This is a genomic window from Oleiphilus sp. HI0067 (assembly GCF_001635735.1).
The window spans coordinates 1-1093 of record NZ_LWFI01000137.1 but is presented as its reverse complement, the minus strand read 5'-3'; the positions used below and the strand labels follow the sequence as shown (position 1 = coordinate 1093).

Annotated in this window: 3 protein-coding genes; all 3 read left to right on the top strand. The window is 44.6% G+C overall.

Features of this window, described 5'->3' with window-relative positions; translation table 11 throughout:
• Positions 1 to 151, top strand: a 151-nt coding sequence (locus A3739_RS01890; protein ID WP_156502250.1) for an FMN-binding protein, incomplete at its 5' end; no start/stop codon positions are given.
• 1 nt (position 152) lies between these two features.
• Entirely contained in the window at positions 153 to 818 is a 666-nt protein-coding gene (locus tag A3739_RS01885) for an NADH:ubiquinone reductase (Na(+)-transporting) subunit D (protein WP_068500042.1), read from the top strand.
• The coding region (locus tag A3739_RS01880) for an Rnf-Nqr domain containing protein (RefSeq protein ID WP_304440242.1) at positions 818 to 1093 on the top strand (276 nt) is incomplete at its 3' end. The genes A3739_RS01885 and A3739_RS01880, both read left to right, overlap by 1 nt.

Genomic DNA, 1093 nt, shown 5'->3' with positions numbered 1-1093 from the left:
AGTTGATCGTTCAAACCCAGAAGCAGAGTATCAAATTGATGGTCTTTCGGGCGCGACTCTTACAAGTCGTGGCGTGACAAATCTCGTTCAATACTGGACAGGCGAGCACGGTTTCCAAAAGTACTTGCAGAAATTGCGTCAGGGGGTATGAGGTGAGCACAGCATCCGCTAAACAGGTTTTATTCGAACCTATTTTTAGTAATAACCCAATTGCCCTCCAAATCCTTGGTATTTGTTCGGCACTTGCGGTTACCACTAGCATGCAGCTTTCAGTTGTTATGGGCTTGGCAGTATGTACTGTTACAGGCCTTGCCAACTTGGCTGTATCTCTTATTCGAAGCCAGATTCCTTCGAATATTCGTATTATTGTTCAGATGACAATTATCGCGACCTTGGTAATTGTTGTAGACCAAGTACTTCGTGCTTACGCATACGAGCTTTCGAAGCAGCTTTCTGTATTCGTTGGTCTGATCATCACTAACTGTATTGTTATGGGGCGTGCAGAAGCGTTCGCGATGCAGAATGGCCCAGCAATGAGTTTTGTTGATGGTGTTGGTAACGGTCTTGGTTATGCAGTTATCCTGCTGTTCGTAGCATTCTTCCGTGAATTGCTTGGCTCAGGTAAGTTGTTCGGTATTGAGATTCTACCGCTTGTGTATGATGGTGGCTGGTATGTGCCAAATGGTATGTTGCTACTTCCGCCAAGTGCATTCTTCTTAATTGGTATCTTTATCTGGATTGTTCGTACTTGGGATAAAGGCCAAGTTGAAGCGCCGGATTACAAGATGTCAGCGCACCGTGTTAAGGAGGCATTCTAATGATTGAGCATTATTTAAGTCTCTTTATTAAGGCGGTTTTCGTCGAGAACATGGCTTTGGCCTTCTTCTTGGGTATGTGTACCTTCTTGGCGATCTCTAAGAAGATTCAAGCAGCGGTTGGTCTAGGTATCGCAGTTATCGTTGTATTGGCCGTAACCGTGCCAGTGAACAACTTGATTTATACCTACGTATTAAAAGAAGGTGCGTTGGCATGGGCGGGTTACCCTGAAGTTGATTTGAGCTTTTTGGGTCTGCTTACCTATATTGGTGTAATC